The sequence below is a fragment of the Kribbella jejuensis genome, assembly GCF_006715085.1.
In the GTDB taxonomy this organism is placed as follows: Bacteria; Actinomycetota; Actinomycetes; order Propionibacteriales; family Kribbellaceae; genus Kribbella; species Kribbella jejuensis.
In genome coordinates, this window is the sequence record NZ_VFMM01000001.1 from 3,460,402 (window position 1) to 3,477,572 (window position 17,171).

At 68.4% G+C, this 17,171-nt stretch carries 20 protein-coding genes; 11 read left to right on the top strand and 9 right to left on the bottom strand.

The window, feature by feature from the left end; all coding sequences use genetic code 11:
• The first annotated feature begins 18 nt into the window (after positions 1-18).
• Genes FB475_RS17120 through FB475_RS17140 form a run of 5 tightly spaced genes read left to right on the top strand, consistent with a single transcriptional unit; the run spans position 19 to position 6,032 of the window.
• Entirely contained in the window at positions 19-903 is an 885-nt protein-coding gene (locus FB475_RS17120; protein WP_141857176.1) for a 2-hydroxy-3-oxopropionate reductase, read from the top strand.
• On the top strand, positions 900-2,669 hold the full coding sequence (gcl, locus tag FB475_RS17125) for a glyoxylate carboligase (protein WP_141857178.1): 1,770 nt from the start codon (positions 900-902) through the stop codon (positions 2,667-2,669). The genes FB475_RS17120 and gcl overlap by 4 nt, the downstream gene beginning before the upstream one ends.
• A complete protein-coding gene (locus tag FB475_RS17130; RefSeq protein ID WP_141857179.1) occupies positions 2,669-3,889 on the top strand; it encodes a glycerate kinase in 1,221 nt (406 codons plus the stop codon). Before gcl ends, FB475_RS17130 begins: the two co-directional genes overlap by 1 nt.
• The gene (gene allB / locus FB475_RS17135; protein ID WP_141857181.1) at positions 3,886-5,220 is read left to right on the top strand and encodes an allantoinase AllB; all 1,335 of its coding nucleotides are present in this window, start codon (positions 3,886-3,888) and stop codon (positions 5,218-5,220) included. Before FB475_RS17130 ends, allB begins: the two co-directional genes overlap by 4 nt.
• A complete protein-coding gene (locus FB475_RS17140; protein ID WP_141857183.1) occupies positions 5,217-6,032 on the top strand; it encodes a bifunctional allantoicase/(S)-ureidoglycine aminohydrolase in 816 nt (271 codons plus the stop codon). Before allB ends, FB475_RS17140 begins: the two co-directional genes overlap by 4 nt.
• Here the strand turns inward: FB475_RS17140 and FB475_RS17145 are convergent.
• Positions 6,022-6,561, bottom strand: a complete 540-nt coding sequence (locus tag FB475_RS17145) for a GNAT family N-acetyltransferase (RefSeq protein WP_141857185.1) — start codon at positions 6,559-6,561, stop codon at positions 6,022-6,024. The two genes, FB475_RS17140 and FB475_RS17145, sit on opposite strands and share 11 nt — an antisense overlap.
• A gap of 80 nt (positions 6,562-6,641) precedes the next feature.
• Between FB475_RS17145 and FB475_RS17150 the strand changes: the two genes are divergently transcribed.
• Positions 6,642-7,409: an SDR family NAD(P)-dependent oxidoreductase gene (locus tag FB475_RS17150; protein ID WP_141857187.1), complete on the top strand. Its 768-nt coding sequence runs from the start codon at positions 6,642-6,644 to the stop codon at positions 7,407-7,409.
• Positions 7,410-7,417: 8 nt separating this feature from the next.
• Here the strand turns inward: FB475_RS17150 and FB475_RS17155 are convergent, their stop codons facing one another.
• The 3 genes from FB475_RS17155 to FB475_RS17165 all read right to left on the bottom strand — a co-directional run bounded on the left by FB475_RS17155 (position 7,418) and on the right by FB475_RS17165 (position 9,598).
• Positions 7,418-7,771 carry an FkbM family methyltransferase gene (locus FB475_RS17155; RefSeq protein WP_141857189.1) on the bottom strand — a complete coding sequence of 118 codons (354 nt, stop codon included), beginning with the start codon at positions 7,769-7,771 and terminating at the stop codon, positions 7,418-7,420.
• Between the two features lie 103 nt (positions 7,772-7,874).
• Positions 7,875-8,654: an ABC transporter permease gene (locus FB475_RS17160; RefSeq protein WP_141857191.1), complete on the bottom strand. Its 780-nt coding sequence runs from the start codon at positions 8,652-8,654 to the stop codon at positions 7,875-7,877.
• Positions 8,651-9,598 carry an ATP-binding cassette domain-containing protein gene (locus FB475_RS17165; protein WP_141857193.1) on the bottom strand — a complete coding sequence of 316 codons (948 nt, stop codon included), beginning with the start codon at positions 9,596-9,598 and terminating at the stop codon, positions 8,651-8,653. Before FB475_RS17165 ends, FB475_RS17160 begins: the two co-directional genes overlap by 4 nt.
• Positions 9,599-9,692: 94 nt before the next feature.
• Between FB475_RS17165 and FB475_RS17170 the strand changes: the two genes are divergently transcribed.
• Positions 9,693-10,463: a TetR/AcrR family transcriptional regulator gene (locus FB475_RS17170; protein ID WP_202878355.1), complete on the top strand. Its 771-nt coding sequence runs from the start codon at positions 9,693-9,695 to the stop codon at positions 10,461-10,463.
• Here the strand turns inward: FB475_RS17170 and FB475_RS17175 are convergent.
• From FB475_RS17175 to FB475_RS17185, 3 genes are all read right to left on the bottom strand, one after another.
• Entirely contained in the window at positions 10,449-11,051 is a 603-nt protein-coding gene (locus tag FB475_RS17175) for an FMN reductase (RefSeq protein ID WP_141857197.1), read from the bottom strand. The genes FB475_RS17170 and FB475_RS17175 overlap by 15 nt on opposite strands.
• Complete coding sequence (locus FB475_RS17180; protein ID WP_141857199.1) at positions 11,048-12,193, bottom strand: LLM class flavin-dependent oxidoreductase; 1,146 nt, start codon at positions 12,191-12,193, stop codon at positions 11,048-11,050. Before FB475_RS17180 ends, FB475_RS17175 begins: the two co-directional genes overlap by 4 nt.
• Before the next feature lie 166 nt (positions 12,194-12,359).
• Complete coding sequence (locus FB475_RS17185) at positions 12,360-12,695, bottom strand: tetratricopeptide repeat protein (RefSeq protein WP_238332191.1); 336 nt, start codon at positions 12,693-12,695, stop codon at positions 12,360-12,362.
• Between the two features lie 164 nt (positions 12,696-12,859).
• Between FB475_RS17185 and FB475_RS17190 the strand changes: the two genes are divergently transcribed.
• The gene (locus FB475_RS17190; RefSeq protein ID WP_141857203.1) at positions 12,860-13,072 is read left to right on the top strand and encodes a hypothetical protein; all 213 of its coding nucleotides are present in this window, start codon (positions 12,860-12,862) and stop codon (positions 13,070-13,072) included.
• An 84-nt stretch (positions 13,073-13,156) separates the two neighbouring features.
• On the opposite strand, the gene FB475_RS17195 is transcribed toward FB475_RS17190, so the two are convergent.
• Positions 13,157-14,032 (bottom strand): aldo/keto reductase, encoded by an 876-nt coding sequence (locus tag FB475_RS17195; protein WP_141857205.1) that lies wholly within the window; start codon positions 14,030-14,032, stop codon positions 13,157-13,159.
• 132 nt (positions 14,033-14,164) lie between these two features.
• On the opposite strand from FB475_RS17195, the gene FB475_RS17200 reads away from it, so the two are divergent.
• The 3 genes from FB475_RS17200 to FB475_RS17210 are packed head-to-tail and all read left to right on the top strand — an operon-like array spanning position 14,165 to position 15,703.
• Entirely contained in the window at positions 14,165-14,395 is a 231-nt protein-coding gene (locus FB475_RS17200; RefSeq protein ID WP_141857207.1) for an antitoxin VbhA family protein, read from the top strand.
• Positions 14,392-15,201, top strand: coding sequence for a Fic/DOC family protein (locus FB475_RS17205; RefSeq protein WP_141857209.1), 810 nt, complete (start codon positions 14,392-14,394; stop codon positions 15,199-15,201). The genes FB475_RS17200 and FB475_RS17205 overlap by 4 nt, the downstream gene beginning before the upstream one ends.
• A 19-nt stretch (positions 15,202-15,220) precedes the next feature.
• A complete protein-coding gene (locus FB475_RS17210) occupies positions 15,221-15,703 on the top strand; it encodes a GNAT family N-acetyltransferase (RefSeq protein ID WP_141857211.1) in 483 nt (160 codons plus the stop codon).
• Positions 15,704-15,711: 8 nt separating this feature from the next.
• On the opposite strand, the gene FB475_RS17215 is transcribed toward FB475_RS17210, so the two are convergent.
• Positions 15,712-17,151, bottom strand: a complete 1,440-nt coding sequence (locus FB475_RS17215; RefSeq protein ID WP_141857212.1) for a diguanylate cyclase domain-containing protein — start codon at positions 17,149-17,151, stop codon at positions 15,712-15,714.
• Positions 17,152-17,171 lie beyond the last annotated feature (20 nt).

Sequence of the window (17,171 nt, forward strand, 5' to 3'; positions counted from 1 at the left end):
CTTCCAGGAGAACGAACTATGACGAACATCGCCTTCATCGGCCTCGGCATCATGGGCAATCCGATGGCCGTGCACCTGGCCAACGCCGGGCACTCCGTGACCGGCGTCGACCACAGCTCCGAGCGCACCGCCGCACTGGTCGAGGCCGGCGGCCGGGCCGTCGGTTCGATCGCCGAGGCGGTCAAGGGCGCCGACGTGATCTGCGTGATGGTGCCCGACTCGCCGGACGTCCAGGACGTCCTGGCCGGCGAGAACGGGGTCTTCCAGAACGCCGAGACCGGCGCGCTGATCATCGACTTCTCCAGCATCCGGCCGGACGTCACCCAGCAGCTCGCCGAGCAGGCTCGCGCGCTCGGGTTCCGGCTGCTCGACGCCCCGGTCTCCGGCGGCGAGGCGGGCGCGAAGAACGCCGCGCTGTCGATCATGGTCGGCGGCGAGGCGGACGACTTCGCGCAGGCCAAGCCGGTCTTCGACGCGGTCGGCAAGACCGTCGTGCACGTCGGCCCGAGCGGCTCCGGCCAGACCGTGAAGGCGGCCAACCAGCTGATCGTGGCCGCGAACATCCAGGCGGTCGCGGAGGCGGTCGTGTTCCTGGAGGCGTACGGCGTCGACACCAAGGCGGCCCTCGAAGTACTGGGTGGCGGCCTGGCGGGTTCGGCCGTACTGAACCAGAAGAAGGAGAACATGCTGTCGCGCTCCTTCGAGCCCGGATTCCGGATCGACCTGCACCACAAGGACATGGGCATCGTCACCGCGGCCGCGCGCGAAGCGGGTGTCGTCGTACCGCTGGGTGCCCTGGTGGCGCAGCTGGTCGCGTCCGCCCGTGCGAACGGCGACGGCAAGCTCGACCACTCCGCGCTGCTCCGCGGCGTCGAGCGGCTGTCCGGAAAGGTGAACTCATGACGCGGATGCGGGCGGTCGATGCCGCCGTACTGATCCTGGAGAAGGAAGGCGCGACGCAGGCGTTCGGTCTGCCGGGCGCCGCGATCAACCCGTTCTACAGCGCGATGCGCGCGCACGGCGGGATCAAGCACGTACTCGCCCGGCACGTCGAGGCCGCGTCGCACATGGCCGAGGGCTACACCCGGGCGAAGGCCGGCAATATCGGCGTCTGCATCGGTACGTCGGGACCGGCCGGTACCGACATGATCACCGGGTTGTACTCCGCCGCCGCGGACTCGATCCCGATCCTGTGTATCACCGGGCAGGCGCCGGTCGCGAAGCTGCACAAGGAAGACTTCCAGGCCGTCGACATCTCCGCGATCGCGAAGCCGGTCGCGAAGTGGGCGGTCACCGTGATGGAGGCCGCGCAGGTCCCGGGCACCTTCCAGAAGGCGTTCCAGGTGATGCGCGAAGGCCGTCCGGGTCCGGTGCTGATCGACCTGCCGATCGACGTCCAGCTGACCGAGATCGACTTCGACATCGACACCTACGAGCCGCTGCCGGTGTCGCGTCCCGCAGCCACCCGCGCGCAGGCCGAGAAGGTGCTGTCGATGCTTGCGGAGGCCGCTCGGCCGTTGATCGTCGCCGGTGGCGGGATCATCAACGCGGACGCGGCGGACCTGCTCGTCGAGTTTGCGGAGCTCACCGGCATTCCGGTCGTACCGACGCTGATGGGCTGGGGTGCGATCGCCGACGACCACCCGCTCAGCGCGGGCATGGTCGGTCTGCAGACGTCCCACCGGTACGGCAACGCGACACTGCTGGCGTCGGACCTGGTCCTCGGCATCGGCAACCGGTGGGCGAACCGGCACACCGGTGGCCTGGATGTGTATCGCGGCTCGCGCAAGTTCATTCACGTGGACATCGAGCCGACCCAGATCGGGCGGGTGTTCGCACCCGACTACGGCGTCGTGTCGGACGCCCGCGCGGCGCTGGAGGTCTTCGTCGAGGTCGCCCGGGAGCGGGCGGATTCCATACCAGACCGTACGGTATGGGCCGCGGAGTGCCGCGAGCGTCGTACGACGCTGCAGCGCAAGACGCACTTCGACGCGGTGCCGATCAAGCCGCAGCGGGTGTACGAGGAGATGAACCGCGCGTTCGGGCCGGACGTCCGGTACGTGTCGACGATCGGGCTGTCGCAGATCCAGGCCGCGCAGATGCTGCACGTGTACCGGCCGCGGCACTGGATCAACGCCGGACAGGCCGGTCCGCTCGGCTGGACCGTACCGGCCACGCTCGGGGTCGCGACCGCGGATCCGGAGAGCACGGTCGTTGCGCTGTCGGGTGACTACGACTTCCAGTTCCTGATCGAGGAGCTCGCGGTCGGGGCGCAGTTCAACATCCCGTACATCCACGTCGTCGTGAACAACTCCTACCTCGGCCTGATCCGCCAGGCACAGCGGAACTTCGACATGGACTACTGCGTGCAGCTGTCCTTCGAGAACGTCAACAGCCCGGAGGTCGCGGGGTACGGCGTCGACCACGTCAAGGTCGTCGAAGGCCTCGGCTGCAAGGCGCTGCGGGTGTCCGAGCCGGACGGGATCCTGCCGGCGCTGGAGCAGGCGAAGAAGCTGATGGTCGAGTACCGGGTGCCGGTCGTCGTCGAGGTCATCCTGGAGCGGGTCACGAACGTCTCGATGGGGGTCGAGATCGACAACGTGATCGAGTTCGAGGACCTGGCGATCGCGCCCGAGGACGCGCCCACGGCGCTGGCATTGCTGGACTGATGGGCACCGCGTCGTTCGAGGGGTTCGGCCTGCGGGTCGTCGTTGCCTCGGACAAGTTCAAGGGAACACTGACCAGTGCCGAGGTCGCGGAAGCGGTCGGCGCCGGGGTACAACGAGTCTGCCCCGACGCCACCGTGATCTCGGTACCGGTAGCCGACGGCGGCGACGGCACCCTGTCCGCCGCCGTCGCCGCCGGCTACACCCCCTTCCCCGTCACCGCCTCCGGCCCCACCGGCGAACTCGTCCGCACGTCGTACGCCCGGCGAGGCAAAACAGCGGTAGTAGAACTGGCCGACGTCTCCGGCCTGGTCCGTCTCCCCGGCGGCCGGCCCGCACCCCTCACGGCAACGTCCTACGGCACAGGAGAAGTAATAGCCGCAGCCGTAGACGCCGGCTGCACGCGCATCATCCTGGGCATCGGCGGAAGCGCGTCAACGGACGGCGGCCGCGGTCTGATCGAAGCGCTCGGCGGACGGCTTTTCGGTAATAATTCGGCGCTCCGCGACGAAAAACTTCCGAAGACCGGCGGCAGCCTACCCCTCGCGACCCTCCGGCGACGGCTCGAGGGCGTCCAGATCATGGTCGCGTGCGATGTCGACAACCCACTGACCGGACCTCGCGGAGCAGCAGCTGTGTACGGCCCGCAGAAGGGTGCTACGCAGGAGCAGGTGCTGCAGTTGGATGCCGCCCTGAGCGAATGGGCCGATCTGGTGGCTCGGGAGACCGGGGCGGATCTGCGCAACGTGCCGGGCGCGGGGGCGGCTGGTGGGGTTGGTTTTGCGGCGATCGCGCTGCTCGGTGCGGAGCTGCGGCCCGGGATCGACCTGATGCTGGAGCTGGTTCGGTTCAGCGAGCAGCTCTCCGGTGCGGACCTGGTCGTCACCGGCGAAGGCGCCCTCGACGAACAGACCCTCCACGGCAAAGCGGTAGCCGGAGTCGCAGCAGCCGTCCGCGCCCTTGCCTCGCCGACACACCGACCGACAAGCGCGGGCGTGACCACGACCCAGTCAGAGGTTCCGGTGGTCGCGGTGTGCGGGGTCAATCGGTTGTCACCGGAGCAGCTGAAGGAGATCGGCGTCGCGGCAGCGTATGCGCTGACGGATGTCGAACCCGACGTACGGCGCTGCATCGCCGAACCCCGGCCGTTGCTCGAAGAACTCGGCGAACGGATCGCGGTCGAGCACCTTACGATGACACGAAGGGAGAGAGGGATCGCATGATGGATCTCGTGCTACGAGCCCGTCGGGTGGTACGCGGCGGTGCGGAGCAGGCGGCTGCGATCGGGATCCGGGACGGGCGGATCGTCGCGATCTCGCCGTACGACGCGGAGCTCGACGCCGCGACCGAGCTCCACCTCGCCCACGACGAAGTACTCCTGCCAGGGCTCGTCGACTCCCACGTGCACGTCAACGACCCCGGCCGCACCGACTGGGAAGGCTTCACGTCCGCGACCAAGGCCGCGGCGGCCGGCGGCGTCACCACGATCATCGACATGCCGCTGAACAGCATCCCGCCGACCTGCGACGTCCCGGCCCTCACACTCAAGCGGAAGACCGCGGAGACCCAGGCATACGTCGACGTCGGCTTCTGGGGCGGCGCGATCCCGGGCAACGTCCCCGAGCTACGCCCGCTGCACGACGCCGGCGTCTTCGGGTACAAGTGCTTCCTGCTGCACTCCGGCGTCGACGAGTTCCCACCGCTCGACGCGACCCAACTCGAGGCCGCGATGCGCGAGATCGCGAGCTTCGACGGCCTGCTGATCGTGCACGCCGAGGACGCCCACCGCATCGACGAGGCGACCCAGCCCGACGGCGCCAGCTACGAAGCCTTCCTCGACTCCCGCCCGCGGACGGCCGAGAACGAGGCCGTGCAGCAGGTCATCGACCTTGCCCGGGAGACGGGCTGCCGCGTCCACATCCTGCACGTCTCCAGCGCCGAGGTCCTCCCGCTGCTCGCGAAGGCCCGCGCCGACGGCGTCCGGATCAGCGCCGAGACCTGCCCGCACTACCTGACCTTCGACGCGGAGGAGATTCCCGACGGCGCCACGCAGTACAAGTGCTGTCCGCCGATCCGTGAGGCCGCGAACCGCGAGCTGCTCTGGGACGGCCTCCGCGACGGCACCATCGATCAGATCGTGTCCGACCACTCGCCGTCCACGATCGACCTCAAGCATCTGGACACCGGCGACTTCGGCACTGCCTGGGGCGGCATCGCGTCGCTCCAACTCGGCCTGCCGGCGATCTGGACCGAGGCCCGCCGCCGCGGTTTCACCCTCGTCGACGTGATCCGCTGGATGGCCGAGGCCCCCGCGGACCAGACCGGCCTGAGTACGAAGGGCCGGATCGAGCTGGGGTACGACGCCGACCTCTGCGTCCTCGCCCCCGACGAGACCTTCACCGTCAACGCGTACCAGCTCCAGCACAAGAACGCGATCACGCCGTACGACGGCCGCACGCTGACCGGTGTCGTCCGCGGGACGTGGCTGCACGGCGTACCCGTCGACCTCGCCGCCGACCCGCGCGGTCGCCTGCTGACCCGAGGAGAACGATGACCTTCTATGCCCCGAAGGGTGGTCTGCCCCCGCAGACCGACCTCACCACCGACCGCGCGGTCTTCACCGAGGCGTACGCCGTACTGCCGCGCGGCACGATGACCGACATCGTCACCAGCCGGCTACCGTTCTGGGACGACACCCGGCTGTGGGTGATCGCGCGGCCGCTGTCCGGGTTCGCGGAGACGTTCTCGCAGTACATCGTCGAGGTCGCGCCCGGTGGTGGCAGCGACAAGCCGGAGACCGACCCGGCCGCCGAAGCGGTGCTGTTCGTTGTCGCAGGCAACATTGTGCTGACGGTCGCGGGCGAGAAGCACTCGTTGACCGAGGGTGGGTACGCGTACCTTCCGCCGGGTGGCGACTGGACCGTGCGGAACACCAGCGACGCGAACGCCACGTTCCACCTGGTGCGGAAGGCGTACGAGCGGGTCGAGGGGATCGACGTACCATCTGCGCTGGTGACCAACGAGGCCGACGTCGAGGGCCGGGAGATGCCCGACACCAACGGCGCCTGGCGGACGCAGCGGTTCGTCGATCCGGACGACGTACGGCACGACATGCACGTGAACATCGTGACGTTCGAGCCGGGCGGGGTGATCCCGTTCCCCGAGACGCACGTGATGGAACACGGCCTGTACGTGCTCGAAGGCAAGGCGATCTACCTGCTGAACAAGGACTGGGTGGAGGTGCAGGAGGGCGACTTCATGTGGCTGCGCGCCTTCTGCCCGCAGGCCTGCTACGCCGGTGGTCCCGGTCGGTTCCGTTACCTGCTCTACAAGGACGTCAACCGGCACCCGAAACTCACGCTATGACCCGCACCGGGCGCTGAGGTGAGGTCAGGGGATCGGTGACCAGGCGGGCGTGGCGTTCCACGTCGTACCGGGTGCCGTCGAAGGCGAGGCGGTGGCGTTCGATGCCTTCGGAGAGGAAGCCTGCGCCGGCAGCTACCGCGCAGGACGCCGGGTTGTTGAGGCGGTGGCTCAGTTCCAGCCGGTAGAGGCCCGCGTCGTGGTGGGCCCAGCCGGCCAGCGCGCGGAGGGCGTCGCGGGCGACCCCGTGGCCGCGCACTTCCGAGAGCGTCCAGTACCAGGTCCAGCCGACCCGGTGCCGGTCGATGTTCGTCACCCCGACGCACCCGATCGGGTGGTCGTCGGCGTCCACGACCGCGTACACGTGCCCGTTGTCGAGGTCCGCGACCCGCCCGATCCAGGCGACCGCGGACGCCCGGTCCACGATCCCGCCCTGGTCCGCCATCGCCGGATCGTCGTGCGCCGACGCCAGCCGCAACGCATCACCAGTCCGCCACCGCCGCAGCCCCAGCTCCCCGAGCGCGTATCCCATCCAACGAAAATACTCCCGCCCCGGCCCCACCAGCCCCCCGTACGGCGCGTTCCGGCCGCGGGCGGGAGAGGATATGGCACATGGGATATCTGGATTTCAGGGATCAGGTTGTGGTGGTGACCGGGGCTAGTAGTGGGATCGGGGCCGCGGCGGCGGTGGGGTTTGCGGAGACGGGGGCGACGCTGGCGCTGCACTACCACCGGAACGAGGAAGGTGCGAAGCACACCGTCGGGGCGGTGCAGACCGCGGGCGGTACGGCGTCTCTGCACCAGGCGGACCTCGCCGATTCGAAGTCGGCGGACACGTTCATCGACGAGGTACTCGCTCAGCACGGGCGGATCGACGTACTCGTGAACAACGCCGGTGACCTGGTCCACCGGTCGCCGATCGCCGACGTACCGGACGAGGAGTTTCACCGGATCCTGGACGTCAACTTGACCTCGGTGTTCGCGCTCAGCCGGCGGGTCGTCCCGGTGTTCAAGGCGCAGGGCGGCGGCTCGATCATCAACGTCACGTCGATCGCGGGGCGGACCGGCGGCGCGGGCGGTTCGGTGGTCTACGCCACGTCGAAGGGTGCAGTCAGTACGTTCACCCGCGGGCTCGCGAAGGAGCTCGCGCCGGACGGGATCCGGGTGAACGCGATCGCGCCCGGCGTGATCAAGACTCCGTTCCACGACCGGCACACCGGCGACGCGCAGATGCAGGGCATGCTCGCGACCATCCCGATGGGCCGCACAGGTACGCCGCACGAATGCGTCGGCACCATCCTGTTCCTCGCCTCCGAACGAATGGCGTCGTACGTGACCGGCCAGATCATCGAGGTCAACGGCGGCCAATTGACGCCGTAGGCGCGGGGTTATGACTGAGGCGCCGGCCGGAAGAGTGCGTTGTTGTCGAGCACTTCACCGGTCGGCACGTACCCCAACTCGTCCAGCAAGGCGTGCAGCCGCGGCCTAGCTTCCGGTCGCTTGTCCTCCACAAGCACCGCCCGCGGCTGCAATCGCTTGAACGTGTGCGATCCACCGGACAGCGCCGCGAGCTCGGCGCCTTCGATGTCGAGCTTCACCACGTCCAGCCGGTCGAGCTCGTGCTCGCGCACCCAGTCGTCCAGCCGTACGACGGGCACCTCCAGCACCACGGCGCCGTCGCCGTACAGCAACCGCACGCCGGCGTCGGCCTCGTCGTACCGGCTGTCCGCCCGCAGACCCAACTGCCGTTGGCGTACTCAGGGGGCAGCGGGAGCTGGCGGCCGCGGTTCCGCCGCCGGCTCCCGTCTGCCTACGCGTGGTGGGTCGCTTCGTCGGCCTTGGTAGTTACCGCGACAGCGTGCGGAAGCGGTGTGCGGAGAGCGGGAGGAAGATCGCCGTCAGCACCAGCGGCGCGATGACTGCGGCGACCGTTGCGTGTGAACCGATCCAGGTGGTGGTGGTCGAGGGGTCGGGGTTGCCGAAGAGGGTTCGGGCGGCGGTGGCTGTGGCGGAGAGGGGGTTCCACTGGGCGATGGTGCCCAGCCACGCCGGCATCGTGGAGGTGGCGACGAAGGTGCTGGAGAGGAATCCGATCGGCCAGACCAGGACCTGCACCATCGTGACGCTCTGGGCGTTCTTCACCGAGAGGCCGATGAAGATGCCTACCCACAAGAGAGCGAAACGCAGCAACAGGAGCAGACCGAAGGCGCCCAACGCGGACAGCAGACCCTCGTGCCAGCGCCAACCCAGGATCAGACCGGTCCCTACCAGCACCGCGAGCGTGACGACCGAGTCGAGCAGGTCTGCGATACAACGCCCGAGCACCACCGCGGCCGAGCTCATCGGCAGCGAGCGGAACCGGTCCGTCACCCCCTTCGACACATCCGTGGCGACGGCCGTCATCGTGCCCTCCAGCCCGAAGAGCATCGCCAGCGCGAAGATCCCCGGCACCAGCAACTCGTAGTACGACGAATCCGTCGCCATCGCGCCGCCCAGCAAACCGCCGAACAGCAACAACATCAGCACCGGGAAGAACCACGTGAACACCACCAGCCCCGGCTGCATCCGCCAGTGCAGGAAGGTCCGTCGCGCGATCGTCCAACTGTCCGCGAACACCCACATCATGCCGCCACCTCCGCCCCGGTCAGGTGCAGGAAGACCTCGTCCAGCGTCGGCCGCCGCAACGTGATGTCCTCCGGTTCGATCCTTGCCTCATGCAACGAGTTCGCCATCACCACCAGCGCCTTCGTCCGGTCCCGCACCGGCACACTCACCCGTACGTCGGTCACCTGCACCTCCCCGTCCGCCAGCGGCGCGGCCAGCTCGACGACCCGCGGTACGTCGGCCGGATCCGCGAGTACCAGCTCCAACCGGTCCGAACCCAACTGCGTCTTCAACTCGTCCGGCGTCCCCTCCGCGACCACCCGTCCCGCTTTCAGCATCGAGATCCGGTTCGCCAGCTGATCCGCCTCCTCCAGGTATTGCGTGGTCAGCAACACCGTCGTACCGCCGTCGACCAGTTGCCGTACGGCGTTCCACACCTCGATCCGCCCGGCCGGGTCCAGTCCCGTCGTCGGCTCGTCGACGAACAGCACCCGCGGCGCCACGATCAGGCTGGCGGCGAGGTCCAGCCGCCGGCGCATGCCGCCGGAGTACTTGCTCACCGCCTGCCCGGACGCCTCGGTCAGGCTGAACCGTTCGAGCAACTCGTCCGCCCGGGCCTTCGCGTTGCGCAGATGGTTCAGCCGCCCGAACATCACCAAGTTCTGCCGCCCGGTCAGCACCTCGTCGACCGCGGCGTACTGCCCGACGAGCCCGATCCGGCGGCGTACCTCGGCGCCTTGCCGGCGTACGTCGTACCCGGCGATCGTCGCGGTACCGGAATCCAGCTCGAGCAGCGTGGACAGGATCCGCACCGCGGTTGTCTTGCCGGCGCCGTTCGGGCCGAGCAGGCCCGTCACCGTGCCGGCCGTGACCTCCAAGTCGAAGCCGTTCAGGCCCGCACCTTCCGTGCCGCCGCGGTAGTTCTTCCGTACGCCGACGGCCTCGATCACTCGCTCCGTTGCCATTCCCACCCTCTTGCTCTTGAGTCGTAGCATGTACCGTACATTGTACGGCTCGGGTACCATTCATCCAACGGCGATCGGTGGAGGAAGGTTCCGAGTGGCGGGAAGAAGGGCGGCGGCGCCCGATCCGGCGCGCAGTCTGGCGCTGCTCTGGGGCAGCCACACCAAGCCCGGCCGCTCCGGCCTGACTGTGCGCGCGATCGTCGACGCGGCGATCGCGCTGGCCGACGAGTCCGGTCTCGAGGCGCTCTCGATGCGGATGGTCGCCGAGCGGCTGAAGGTCGGCACGATGTCGCTCTACACCCACGTTCCGGGCAAGGGTGAGCTGACCGATCTGATGTTCGACCAGGCGTACGGCGACCTGTACGCGGCCGCCGAACCGGCCGACCAGCCTGGTGGTTGGCGTGGTGCTCTGGAATTCATCGCCCGAAGAAATTGGGACGTCCTGACCGCGCACCCGTGGATCCACGAGGTGCCGACGATGCGTACGGCCCTGGGCCCGAACATCACCCGCAAGTACGAGATCGAGCTACGACCCCTGGACGGCCTCGGCCTCACGGACGTCGAGATGGACTCCGCCCTAACCCTGGTCCTCACCCACGTCCAAGGCGTCGCCCGCGCCGGCGCCGAACAACTCCGCACCCAACGCGAGTCAGGACTGTCGGACGAGGACTGGTGGCGTCAAATCTCCCCCACCCTCACCACAGTCATGTCCCACACCCACTTCCCCCTCGCCGGCCGAGTAGGCACCTCAGTAGGCGAACACTTCCAGTCCACCCTAGACCCCACCCACGCCCTGACCTTCGGCCTCACCACGATCCTGGACGGTCTCGCCCAGCTGATCGCGTCGCGATCAGCTGTTGAGTAGGTCTTCGAAGGGGGTGGGGTTGGCGAAGGGGTCTGTTGGGGTGGGGGTTTCGTGGTGTAGGGCGGCTACCAGTTCGGCGGCGGCCTGGGTGATGCGGGGGCGGAGGGTGGCGGCGTTGGGGCCCCAGTCGGTGGAGGCTGCGTAGACAGCGGTGGGGACCGGGAGGGCCTTCAGGTACGCGAACAAAGGCCGCAGGGCGAACTCCAGGACCAGCGAGTGGCGTTCGGTGCCGCCGGTCGCGGCCAGCAAGACGGGCTTACCGGCGAGCGCCTTGTCGTCCAGTACGTCGAAGAACATCTTGAACAGACCGGAGTACGACGCGCTGAAGGTCGGGCTCACCACGATCAGAGCATCCGCGGCGGCGACTGTTTCCAGCACCTCGCGGAGCTTGGCCGGCGGGAAGCCCGTCAGCAGGTTGTCGGTCAGCTCGTGGGCGTGGTCGCGGACCTCGATCAGCTCGATCCGGGTGCCGATGCCGCGGGCGGACAGTTCGTCGCGCACGGCATCGGCCAGTTGGTCGGCGAGCAGCCGGGACGACGACGGTGTCGTCAGCCCGGCCGTCACCACGGCAATCAGACGTTCGTTCATCGCGTCGGCTCCTCGGCGGTCGGCTCGGCCGCCACGGCCGGCTCCCGGATCGTCTCCAGCTCGCGAGCCCTCTCGGCGGCGGCCTTCAGCGAGGCGTGGGTCGGAGCGTCGGGTACGTGCGCCGGCTTCAGCGCGGCGAACTCCTTGCGCAGCACCGGTACGACCTCCTCGCCCAGGATGTCCAACTGCTCCAGCACGGTCTTCAACGGCAACCCGGCGTGGTCCATCAGGAACAGTTGCCGCTGGTAGTCACCGACGCTCTCCCGGAAGGTCAGCGTCCGCTCGATCACTTCCTGCGGGCTGCCGACGGTCAGCGGCGTCTCCCGGGTGAAGTCCTCCAGCGACGGGCCGTGCCCGTACACCGGCGCGTTGTCGAAGTACGGCCGGAACTCGCGGACCGCGTCCTGCGAGTTCTTCCGCATGAAGACCTGACCGCCGAGGCCGACGATCGCCTGGTCCGCGGCGCCGTGCCCGTAGTGCTCGAAGCGCGTCCGGTAGAGCTCGATCATCCGCTTGGTGTGGCTCATCGGCCAGAAGATGTTGTTGTGGAAGAACCCGTCGCCGTAGTACGCCGCCTGCTCGGCGATCTCGGGCGAGCGGATCGACCCGTGCCAGACGAACGGCGGTACGCCGTCCAGCGGCCGCGGCGTCGACGTGAAGCCCTGCAGCGGCGTACGGAACTTGCCCTCCCAGTCCACGACCTCCTCGCGCCAGAGCCGGCGGAGCAACGCGTAGTTCTCGACGGCGAGCGCGATCCCGTTGCGGATGTCCTGCCCGAACCACGGGTACACCGGGCCGGTGTTGCCGCGACCCATCATCAGGTCGACCCGGCCGTCGGCCAGGTGCTGCAGCATCGCGTAGTCCTCGGCGATCTTCACCGGGTCGTTGGTGGTGATCAGGGTGGTCGAGGTGGACAGGATGATCTTGGACGTCTGCGCCGCGATGAACCCCAGCTGCGTCGTCGGCGACGACGGCACGAACGGCGGGTTGTGGTGCTCACCCTGCGCGAACACGTCCAGCCCGACCTCTTCGGCCTTGAGCGCGATCCGCACCATCGCCTTGATCCGCTCGCCCTCGGAAACCGTGGTCCCGGTGGTCGGGTCCTCGGTCACGTCCCCGACGCTGAAAACGCCGAACTGCATCCGTCCTCCTCAGGTAGTTCACTATTAAACTACCACAACGTCGGGCCGACTTGCGGCATTCCGCGGACGCCAGGCACTCACCAAACAGCATCGCCGACCCCGGCCCCCGCTCAGGCGAGGTGGGATCGGCGATGTTCGCGAGGTTGCTGAGTGCCGGCGGTCCGGGTCAGAGTGAGTGCGGCTTGAGCAACTCCTCGTCGCCGGTGAGTGCGGCGGCGATCCGGCGGTGCTTGCCGGCCTCGTCCGGGCGGGACTGCCGTTCGAGGGTGCGGGCCAGCATCAAGTGCGCGTAGTACTCGGTGGGCTCGCGTTCGATGACCGCGAGGAGCTGCTCCTCGGCGGGCTTGAGAAGCGCGGCGTGGTAGTACGCCCGCGCCAGCAGCAGCCGGGTACCGACGTCGTCGGGCGTCTCCTCGACCACCGGCTGCAGCGCGCGGATCGCGCCGCGGTAATCACGTTCCTCGAAGTACTGCTGTCCGAGGCCGTAGCTCAGTGCGCGCATGTCTTCCATGGCGGGCCCAACGCCGGTGCGGCCGTTGGTATGCCCAGCGTTTCGCTGATGGGCACCGAACGGGTAGGTAATCAAGCGCTCGCTTGATCGAGGAAGAACGGGGAGTGTGGTTCGCGATGATGTCGAAGAGACCAGGTGTCCTGCGTCGAGCCGTCGTGAGCGCCGCGGTTGCCGTGGCGGCAATCGGCACGCTCGTGACGAGTGCGGGACCGGCCTCCGCCGAGTCGATCCGGAGCGAATGGGTCGGCCCCTACTACTCGCAACTGCAGTGTGAGGTTGCCGTACTGCTCACTCTGGGCGACGGCATCTGCTGGTGGAACCCCAACCCGCCCGAAACCACCGTCGGCTGGTGGTACGAGATCTCCTGACAGGCGACACCGTCTGCTGAGCCGCCGCGCAACGGCTCAGCAGACGGCCCGTCGCCAGGTCAGGCTGTGTCTCAGGCTGTGTTCTCAGGCTGCGTCGAGGGTGGCGACCTGCTCGGCGGTCAGCTGCAGATCGATCGCGGCGTACGAGTCGCGGATGGTCTCCGGACGGCTGGAGCCCGGGATCGGGATCACGTACGGCGACTTGGCGAGCATCCACGCCAGCGTCAGGCGCTGCGGGGAGACGCCGAGCTCAGCGGCGAGCTCGTGGAACGCGGGGTGCTTGCTGCCGAGCTCGCCGGCATTGGAGATGCCGCCGAGCGGGGACCACGGCAGGAAGGCGATCCCCAGCTCGTCGCACAGCTCGAGCTCGGGCTCGCTGGAGCGGAACGCCGGCGAGAACTGGTTCTGCACCGAAACGAGCCGGCCGCCGAGGATCTCGTTGGCCTGCTTGATCTGCTCCGGGTTCGCGTTCGAGATACCGGCCATCCGGATCTTGCCGGCGTCGAGCAGGTCCCGGATCGCGCCGATCGAGTCCTCGTACGGCGTCTTCGGGTCCGGCCGGTGGAACTGGTACAGCCCGATCGCCTCGACGCCGAGCCGCTTCAGCGAGGCCTCGGCCGCCTGCGCGAGGTACTTCGGGGACCCGTCCAGCGTCCAGCTCCCGTCGCCGGGGCGCAGGTGGCCGCCCTTGGTCGCGACCAGGACGTGCGAGGTGTCACCGCCGTACGACGCCAGCGCCTTGGCGATCAGGCTCTCGTTGTGACCGACGTCGGTCGCGGTCAGGTGGTACGCGTCGGCGGTGTCGATCAGCGTGATACCGGCGTCCAGCGCGGCGTGGATGGTCGCGATCGACCGCTCCTCGTCCGGGCGTCCCTCGATCGACATCGGCATCCCGCCGAGCCCGATCGCGGACACCTCGACGTCGCCGATCCTGCGGGTCTTGTTCGTGTCAGCTGCCATACACCCAACCTCCCGCGCGCGCGGCGACAATTCCAACAGGAATATCCGCACACAGTGAGTACTGTGGCCGATTAATCAGCCCGCCGTTCGTTAGGCTGACCCGAATCGTTCGCTACCTCGGGGAGTTGACTGATGGCCTACGAACCGTGCCGCTACGCCCAGCGCTGGCCGGAGCTGTTCGAATCGCTCGACGACGACCAGAAGCAGCGCGTCAGCGACGCCCTCTCGAACAACCGGCTGGAAGGCTGGGAGCCGGACCGCGACGACGTCGCCGACCTGGCCGACCGGGAAGCGGGCCGGATCGACACCGCCGAGTACATCCGCCGGACGATGTCGAAGGTCACCCGCGGCGGGTCAATGTGACCACAGCGGCCGAGGAGCAGGAGGAACGCGAGCGGGCCGAACGCTGGAACGCCTACCTGTGGGAGCCGGGCGGCTGTCTGCGGAACAAGCTTGGTATCACGAACCCGTTCGAGCTGCCGGCCGCCGAGTACCGGCTGCGCGCGATGCGGCAGGGCGAGCTCGACCGCGGTGAGGTCGACATCCCGCGGACATACGACAAGGCCCACCTGCAGGCGATCCACCGGCACCTGCTGCAGGACGTGTACGACTGGGCCGGGGAGTTCCGCACCGTCGACGTGAGCAAGCAGGGCAACGCGTTCGTCCCGGCGGAACTGCTGGACAAGTGGACCGGCAAGGTCGTTGCCAAGGTCAACGACCGCGACTGGTCCACGATGTCGCGCGAGGAGTTCGTGCAAAGCATCGCGGACGTGTACGCGCATCAGAACCTGACCCACCCGTTCCGCGAGGGCAACGGCGCGGCCGGCAAGGTGTTCCTCAGCCACGTCGCCGAGATGTCGCCGTACCGGCTCGACTTCGACCGGGTCGAGAAGTCCGAGTGGAACGCGGCGTCGGAGGCGGCGTACCCCGAGGACATCACCAAGAGCACGGATCCCGATCCACGCAAGCTGTACGCCGTCTTCGACAAGGTGACCGTCGAACGCGGCTCGGTCCTGCGCGCCGATCCGGAACTCGCGATGGCGCTGGAACTGCAGAGCGAGACGTACGCCGGAATCGACGCGTCGGAGCAGCTCGACCTAGACGCCGAACGCCCCGCCGGCCACGGCGTCGAGCTGGAGGCCGAGGCGGAGGCGGAGCACCAGGCGTAACCGGTGCAGGATAGGTCGCATGCAGACCGACAACCGCATCCGCCGAGCCCGGCCCGACGACGTACCTGCCCTGGTCGAGTTGGTGTACGCCCTGGCCGAGTACGAACGTGCCCCGCAGGAGTGCCACCTGACCGCGGATCAACTGCACATCGCCCTGTTCGGCGACTCCCCGGCCGTCTTCTGCCACGTCGCCGAACACGAAGGCGAGGTCGTCGGCTGCGCCATCTGGTTCCTCAGCTTCTCCACCTGGCGAGGCGTCCACGGAATCTACCTGGAAGACCTCTTCGTCCGCCCCGAATCCCGAGGCACCGGCCTGGGCAAAGCCCTCCTGAAGGCCCTCGCCCAAGAATGCGTCCAAAACAACTACGAACGCCTCGAATGGTCAGTCCTCAACTGGAACACCCCCGCCATCAACTTCTACAACTCCCTATCCGCCAAACCCCAAGACGAATGGACCATCTATCGCCTGACAGACGAACCCCTCAAAACGCTCGGCTCCTGACCGCGGCTTCAGCTGCGGCGGTTTTTGGCGGTGTACATGGCTTGGTCGGCTTGGTGGAGGAGGGCGTCCAGGTCGGTGGTGGTGGGGGTTATGGGGACTGTGCCGACGCTGGTGGTTACCTCGATGGTGATGTTGGGGAGGGGGCGGCGGACGGCGTCTTTCAGGCGGGCTATCAAGGTGGTGAGGTCTTCGCCGGTGATGTCTTCGGCGAGTACGGCGAATTCGTCGCCGCCGAGCCGGGCGACGGTGTCGCCGTGGCGGACTGCCGTGCTCAGGCGGGTGGCGATTTCGCGGAGGGCGTGGTCGCCGGCCTCGTGACCGTAGCTGTCGTTCACCAGCTTGAAGTGGTTGAGGTCGCAGAACAGCAGGGCGCCGTGGCGGCCGGTGGCGCGGGTTTGTTCGAGGACCTTGGTGAAGCGGTGCTGGAGGAGCCGGCGGTTCGGCAGGCCGGTGAGCGGGTCGTGGGCGGCGTGGTGGCGGAGTTCGCGTTCGGCGTCCTTGCGGGCGGTGACGTCGTCGATCTGGACGAGCAGGATCCGCGGCTGCCCGGCACCTTGCTCGACCAGGGACGCCGTACCGCCGAGCCAGATCAGGTTACCGGTGGGCTGGGTGAACACCCGCTCGAACCGGTACGTACCGTTGCTAGCAGCAACTTCTTCCAGTTCGCTCCGGGTCCGGTCCGGCTCCTCGTCGCGCAGGAAGCTGACCAGCCGGGTGCCGACCAGCTGATCGGCGGAGTACCCGGTGATTCGGCAGAACGCGTCGTTCACCCGCAGGATCCGGCCGAGGTCCGGCCCGTCGAACGCGACCGTGGCCATCCCGTTCCCGGCGCCTTCGAAGACCAGCCGGAATGTCGCCTCGCTCGCCTCCAGCCGGGTCTTCTCGGCGAGCAGCTGATCGGTCAGCCGGGCCTTGTCGATCGCCAGCCCGGCCTGCGTCGCGAAGATCTCCAGCAGCTCCCGGTGGATCGGCCCCGGCCGCCGGTGGTCCTCCGGCAGGTCCACCGACAACATCCCGACCAGCTCGCCACCCGGCGAATACAGCGGCGCGAAGAGCGCGTCCAGCGGGTGCCACGCGTCCGGATCGTCGGAGACCGGTACGTCGGGCACCCAGCCGGTGACCTCGCCCTCCGGCAGCCGTTCGTGCGGCACGAACCGGAGCTTCCCCCAGGTGTCGGAGATGGCGAAATCGGCGTCGAAGACGTCGGAGGCGCTCACCCGGCCGAGCAACGCCTGCCGGGCCTCCGGCGATCCGGCGACCGCGATCACCTCGAACTTCCCGTCCGGATGCCGGAGGTTCAGTACGGCGATCCCGAAGCCGAGCCCGTTCACCACGCCGTCGACCACTGCCTGCAGCGTCTCGGCAAGGCTGCGCCCAGCGCCCATCCGCAGGCTCACCTCATAGAGGCGGCGGACGGCAGACAGCCGGACCGCGGGCTCGTTCCGCACTTGTTGAGAATAGGCCGATT